The organism is Streptococcus sp. CF8_St5-11, from assembly GCF_024295625.1.
Lineage (GTDB): Bacteria > Bacillota > Bacilli > Lactobacillales > Streptococcaceae > Streptococcus.
The window spans coordinates 1-3,126 of record NZ_JANCOJ010000010.1 but is presented as its reverse complement, the minus strand read 5'-3'; the positions used below and the strand labels follow the sequence as shown (position 1 = coordinate 3,126).

The window sequence follows — 3,126 nt, the reverse complement described above, 5'->3', positions numbered from 1 at the left end:
CACTAACTTCGCTACTAAACTTCGCTCCCCATCACAGCTCAATGTTATAGAATTAAGCATTTAACTCAATTCACACCTCACTGCTTAGACGTGCACTTCCAGTCGCACGCTTTAGTTAGCCTACTGCGTCCCTCCTTCACTACATACTCTAGTACAGGAATATCAACCTGTTGTCCATCGGATACACCTTTCGGTCTCTCCTTAGGTCCCGACTAACCCAGGGCGGACGAGCCTTCCCCTGGAAACCTTAGTCTTACGGTGGACAGGATTCTCACCTGTCTTTCGCTACTCATACCGGCATTCTCACTTCTATGCGTTCCAGCGCTCCTCACGGTACACCTTCTCCACACATAGAACGCTCTCCTACCATACCTATAAAGGTATCCACAGCTTCGGTAAATTGTTTTAGCCCCGGTACATTTTCGGCGCAGGGTCACTCGACTAGTGAGCTATTACGCACTCTTTGAATGAATAGCTGCTTCTAAGCTAACATCCTAGTTGTCTGTGCAACCCCACATCCTTTTCCACTTAACAATTATTTTGGGACCTTAGCTGGTGGTCTGGGCTGTTTCCCTTTCGACTACGGATCTTAGCACTCGCAGTCTGACTGCCGACCATAATTCATTGGCATTCGGAGTTTATCTGAGATTGGTAATCCGGGATGGACCCCTCACCCAAACAGTGCTCTACCTCCAAGAATCTCAATGTCGACGCTAGCCCTAAAGCTATTTCGGAGAGAACCAGCTATCTCCAAGTTCGTTTGGAATTTCTCCGCTACCCACAAGTCATCCAAGCACTTTTCAACGTGCCCTGGTTCGGTCCTCCAGTGAGTTTTACCTCACCTTCAACCTGCTCATGGGTAGGTCACATGGTTTCGGGTCTACGACATAATACTAATGCGCCCTATTCAGACTCGGTTTCCCTACGGCTCCGTCTCTTCAACTTAACCTCGCATCATATCGTAACTCGCCGGTTCATTCTACAAAAGGCACGCTCTCACCCATTAACGGGCTCGAACTTGTTGTAGGCACACGGTTTCAGGTTCTATTTCACTCCCCTCCCGGGGTGCTTTTCACCTTTCCCTCACGGTACTGGTTCACTATCGGTCACTAGAGAGTATTTAGGGTTGGGAGATGGTCCTCCCAGATTCCGACGGGATTTCTCGTGTCCCGCCGTACTCAGGATACTGCTAGGTATAAAGACTATTTCGAATACGAGGCTCTTACTCTCTTTGGCTGACCTTCCCATGTCATTCTTCTATAATCTTTAAGTCCACATTGCAGTCCTACAACCCCGAAGAGTAAACTCTTCGGTTTGCCCTCCTGCCGTTTCGCTCGCCGCTACTCAGGCAATCGCTTTTGCTTTCTCTTCCTGCAGCTACTTAGATGTTTCAGTTCACTGCGTCTTCCTCTACCTATCCTTAACAGATAGGAGTACTAGCCATTAGCTAGTGGGTTCCCCCATTCGGACATCTCTGGATCGTCGCTTACTTACAGCTCCCCAAAGCATTTCGTCGTTTGTCACGTCCTTCTTCGGCTTCTAGTGCCAAGGCATCCACCGTGCGCCCTTATTAACTTAACCTTATTTTTGGTCTTGCGACCTAAACTCTTTAAATATTTACAGCGTTTCGGTTTATTTTCTTGTTACTATTTGATATAGATATTCAATTTTCAATGTTCAATCTTAACACTACTAAAGTGTTAATGGAGCCTAGCGGGATCGAACCGCTGACCTCCTGCGTGCAAAGCAGGCGCTCTCCCAGCTGAGCTAAGGCCCCACAAGACCTCTCAAAACTAAACAAGACCAACGTACAGGTTTCCATTTCCTTAGAAAGGAGGTGATCCAGCCGCACCTTCCGATACGGCTACCTTGTTACGACTTCACCCCAATCATCTATCCCACCTTAGGCGGCTGGCTCCAAATGGTTACCTCACCGACTTCGGGTGTTACAAACTCTCGTGGTGTGACGGGCGGTGTGTACAAGGCCCGGGAACGTATTCACCGCGGCGTGCTGATCCGCGATTACTAGCGATTCCGACTTCATGTAGGCGAGTTGCAGCCTACAATCCGAACTGAGACTGGCTTTAAGAGATTAGCTTGCCGTCACCGACTCGCGACTCGTTGTACCAGCCATTGTAGCACGTGTGTAGCCCAGGTCATAAGGGGCATGATGATTTGACGTCATCCCCACCTTCCTCCGGTTTATTACCGGCAGTCTCGCTAGAGTGCCCAACTAAATGATGGCAACTAACAATAGGGGTTGCGCTCGTTGCGGGACTTAACCCAACATCTCACGACACGAGCTGACGACAACCATGCACCACCTGTCACCTCTGTCCCGAAGGAAAGCTCTATCTCTAGAGCGGTCAGAGGGATGTCAAGACCTGGTAAGGTTCTTCGCGTTGCTTCGAATTAAACCACATGCTCCACCGCTTGTGCGGGCCCCCGTCAATTCCTTTGAGTTTCAACCTTGCGGTCGTACTCCCCAGGCGGAGTGCTTAATGCGTTAGCTGCGGCACTGAGTCCCGGAAAGGACCCAACACCTAGCACTCATCGTTTACGGCGTGGACTACCAGGGTATCTAATCCTGTTTGCTCCCCACGCTTTCGAGCCTCAGCGTCAGTTACAGACCAGAGAGCCGCTTTCGCCACCGGTGTTCCTCCATATATCTACGCATTTCACCGCTACACATGGAATTCCACTCTCCCCTTCTGCACTCAAGTTAAACAGTTTCCAAAGCGTACTATGGTTAAGCCACAGCCTTTAACTTCAGACTTATCTAACCGCCTGCGCTCGCTTTACGCCCAATAAATCCGGATAACGCTCGGGACCTACGTATTACCGCGGCTGCTGGCACGTAGTTAGCCGTCCCTTTCTGGTAAGTTACCGTCACAGTGTGAACTTTCCACTCTCACACTCGTTCTTCTCTTACAACAGAGCTTTACGATCCGAAAACCTTCTTCACTCACGCGGCGTTGCTCGGTCAGGGTTGCCCCCATTGCCGAAGATTCCCTACTGCTGCCTCCCGTAGGAGTCTGGGCCGTGTCTCAGTCCCAGTGTGGCCGATCACCCTCTCAGGTCGGCTATGTATCGTCGCCTTGGTGAGCCGTTACCTCACCAACTAGC

The 3,126-nt window shown here is 50.2% G+C and carries 1 tRNA gene and 2 rRNA genes; all 3 read right to left on the bottom strand.

Annotation, left to right across the window (positions count from 1 at the left end):
- Positions 1–1,581, bottom strand: a 23S ribosomal RNA gene (locus tag NMM13_RS10020); the annotation flags it as partial.
- Positions 1,582–1,704: 123 nt separating this feature from the next.
- Positions 1,705–1,777: transfer RNA gene (locus NMM13_RS10015), tRNA-Ala, on the bottom strand.
- A 53-nt stretch (positions 1,778–1,830) separates the two neighbouring features.
- Positions 1,831–3,126: ribosomal RNA gene (locus NMM13_RS10010) — 16S ribosomal RNA — on the bottom strand; the annotation flags it as partial.